Annotated in this window: 5 protein-coding genes; 3 read left to right on the top strand and 2 right to left on the bottom strand. The window is 38.9% G+C overall.

All coding sequences use genetic code 11. The features are described 5' to 3' along the window. Positions 1-192: 192 nt before the first annotated feature. The 3 genes from LC605_RS32445 to LC605_RS32455 all read left to right on the top strand — a co-directional run bounded on the left by LC605_RS32445 (position 193) and on the right by LC605_RS32455 (position 1121). Complete coding sequence (locus LC605_RS32445) at positions 193-399, top strand: hypothetical protein (RefSeq protein ID WP_229551470.1); 207 nt, start codon at positions 193-195, stop codon at positions 397-399. A 66-nt stretch (positions 400-465) separates the two neighbouring features. After that, positions 466-690, top strand: a complete 225-nt coding sequence (locus tag LC605_RS32450; protein ID WP_229551467.1) for a hypothetical protein — start codon at positions 466-468, stop codon at positions 688-690. Then, the gene (locus LC605_RS32455; protein WP_099066949.1) at positions 687-1121 is read left to right on the top strand and encodes a type II toxin-antitoxin system VapC family toxin; all 435 of its coding nucleotides are present in this window, start codon (positions 687-689) and stop codon (positions 1119-1121) included. Before LC605_RS32450 ends, LC605_RS32455 begins: the two co-directional genes overlap by 4 nt. Positions 1122-1252: 131 nt before the next feature. Here LC605_RS32455 and holA read toward each other — a convergent pair whose 3' ends face one another. Both holA and LC605_RS32465 read right to left on the bottom strand, forming a co-directional pair. Next, positions 1253-2206 carry a DNA polymerase III subunit delta gene (gene holA / locus LC605_RS32460; RefSeq protein WP_229551468.1) on the bottom strand — a complete coding sequence of 318 codons (954 nt, stop codon included), beginning with the start codon at positions 2204-2206 and terminating at the stop codon, positions 1253-1255. Continuing rightward, positions 2203-2529: a hypothetical protein gene (locus LC605_RS32465; protein ID WP_229551469.1), complete on the bottom strand. Its 327-nt coding sequence runs from the start codon at positions 2527-2529 to the stop codon at positions 2203-2205. The genes holA and LC605_RS32465 overlap by 4 nt, the downstream gene beginning before the upstream one ends. Positions 2530-2632 lie beyond the last annotated feature (103 nt).

A 2632-nucleotide genomic window follows, 5' to 3' on the forward strand; every position in this document is an offset into this window, starting at 1 on the left:
AGCTCACTTTTCAACTTACCAATTACGCAATGACGATAAATCAAGAGTTTCAGCACCGAATTTTTTTTGTAGTATTTATGTAATGCTTCTTATCCTGGTTTTCTGTTCCGATGATACTCACGCCCCTCCTTCTGGAAGCAAATAACCCTATTTCGTCAAAATGGACAGTAAATCATCCAGCGAAGGCAAAACTTGATTGCTTTTTCAGTTAAAGGATCTAAATTAGCTGTAGATTCATCTAAAGTTAAAATTGGTGGATTATTGATGATTGCCCCGGCGATGCCTGCGGCGGGCTACGCCTACGCTAATCGCTGTTTCTGTTCTCCAGAAACATTTGCCGCCGATCAGCATAATATCGTATCCTATTTTTGCATAAATTGGCTAAATGTAAGAGGCTAAGGCTTTGGATTTAGAGATTAAAATAGAGTTAGCAAAGGTAGATTTACTTAATTAGGAGGTTCTCTTATGAATTTACAAGAAATTATTAATTCTATTGAAAGTTTACCTACAGAAGAACGGGACTATTTGTTTGAGTTTCTCCGTAAAAAAAAGGAGGAATCTAGAGGGGATAATTTTTGGCAGGGATTACAAAAATTTAGAAGCGTAATCCAAAACGAGGGGATTATCTTTACTGATGATGATTTCGCTGACTTACGAGATCGCAGCGTGGGAAGAGAAATTGAGCTATGAGCTTGAAATACTTACTTGATACCAATATTCTTTCAGAGCCAGCACGTCCTATTCCTAATGTCAACGTTTTGCACAAACTAGATATTCATAAATCAGAAGTTGCTGTTTCTAGTGTTGTTATTCATGAACTTTTACATGGCTGTTTGCGGTTGCCAGAATCTAAGCGGCGAGAGTCTCTTTGGAATTATATTCATGAATCTGTATTAAATTTACCAGTCCTTGATTACGATTTAAAGGCGGCACAATGGCACGCTCAAGAAAGGGCTAGATTATCCAAGATTGGTAAAACTCCTGCTTTTGTAGATGGTCAAATTGCGAGTATTGCTTACTGTAATAATTTAATCTTGGTAACTAATAATGTTTCTGATTTTGAATTTTTTAATAATTTAAAGGTTGAAAATTGGTTTGTTAATAGCACTGAAGTTGTCTAAGGCGAGATAAGGGTAAACATAACTTGTGAAAGTTATATTAGATACTAGTATCATTATTAGTGAATTTGGATTTTAGACTGAAATCAAATATACAATCCAAAATCCAAAACTCTCAGTCAACTTTATGTTGATTAAGTTAACTTAAATAACCTGCTAACACTAAGAATTATTAGCAGTAAATCTTTACTTTCAGTACCCCTCTTAATAGACATCTCCAAATCCAGCATCATAGTTACTGCCTTAGCTAAAGCATTAATGCTTGTATTTGCTACCTCCTGACGCAAATAGTAAATGCGATTAGGATTGCTGATACTGCACAGTTGAGCTAATTCACTATCTTTCTTAATCCCAGAAGCGATCGCAGACTTAACCCACAGCCAAGTTCTAAACTGCGTTAGGAGAGTAGCAACAATCACCATTAATGGTTCCGAGCGTGACAGTAAATCATCCAGCAGGTGCAAAACTTGATTGCTTTCTCCTTGGCGAATAGCAGATGCCAGTTGTAGGCTATTCTGAGTCTGACATGGCACTAACTCTTTTACTTCTGCAAGCTCCAGTTGTCTGCCATTACCATAAATATACAGTTTGCGTAACTCTGTCGCTGCACGGGTCATGTCGTTACCAATTGCTTCTGCTAGATATTCCACTGCACCCTTTGACAGCACCAGCTTAATTTTTTTAGCCTGAGTACTGATCGCTTTTTCAATTAAATCAGTACGCCAAGGTGGTATCAATGGAAACTCAAACAACTTGGCATACTTGACAATATGTTTGTAAATCTTCAGGCGCTTATCTACATTGGTGGCGACAAACACCAGAATTGTGAATTCAGGCATTTGAACAAGCTGTTGCAAGGTTGACAACTCAGTATCACCCCACTGCTTGAGGTGGCAATTTTCCACAATCACCAGTTTTTTACCACCTGTCAGGGAACGAGTGCGAGCTACGCTGATGGCTCGGTCAAGGTGATCGGCTGGAAATCGGTGATAGCAAAATGTGAGCCATTGAGCATCAATCTCTGCTTTGTATTGGTTGAGCTGTTCTTGGATGGCGTGTTGGTCGTCGCCTGTCAGCAAGACAATCATCTTTTTACCCTCCCGTTACTGCTAAGATTGGGATTTTTAATTAACACAGTTATTGGTTGTTGACTTTGGGTAGCTCGTTGCAGCATTTTAGCGATTGCCTCTTTACTACTCTCAAACTTCTTGATGTAAGCTGGTGTAACCTCTAAAATTGCCTTGTCACCTTGCAATTTAACGAGATTTGCATGAGCCAACAGCTTTTGATTGCTGGGTTTAGCCGTATCCATCACCTGCTGCCAAATTTGAGCCAGGTTAGCGGTATTGGCTGCAACTGCTGGTAACAAGTTGCTATCATGCCCTTTGGGGTAAAGACAAGATACGCGCAAAATTTATCACGATGTAAAGTTGTGTAAAGTAGCCATGTATTTATGTCTAGAAAACATTGCCTAATTAGGTTCAATTTAGGCAATGTATGATGGAGAGAGAAAC

It is taken from the genome of Nostoc sp. CHAB 5836, assembly GCF_020829445.1.
GTDB lineage: Bacteria > Cyanobacteriota > Cyanobacteriia > Cyanobacteriales > Nostocaceae > Nostoc.

Coding starts and splice junctions, on each gene's coding strand:
- LC605_RS32450 (WP_229551467.1), top strand. CDS start 466: ATGAATTTACAAGAAATTATTAATTCTATTGAAAGTTTACCTACAGAA.
- LC605_RS32455 (WP_099066949.1), top strand. CDS start 687: ATGAGCTTGAAATACTTACTTGATACCAATATTCTTTCAGAGCCAGCA.
- holA (WP_229551468.1), bottom strand. CDS start 2,206: ATGATTGTCTTGCTGACAGGCGACGACCAACACGCCATCCAAGAACAG.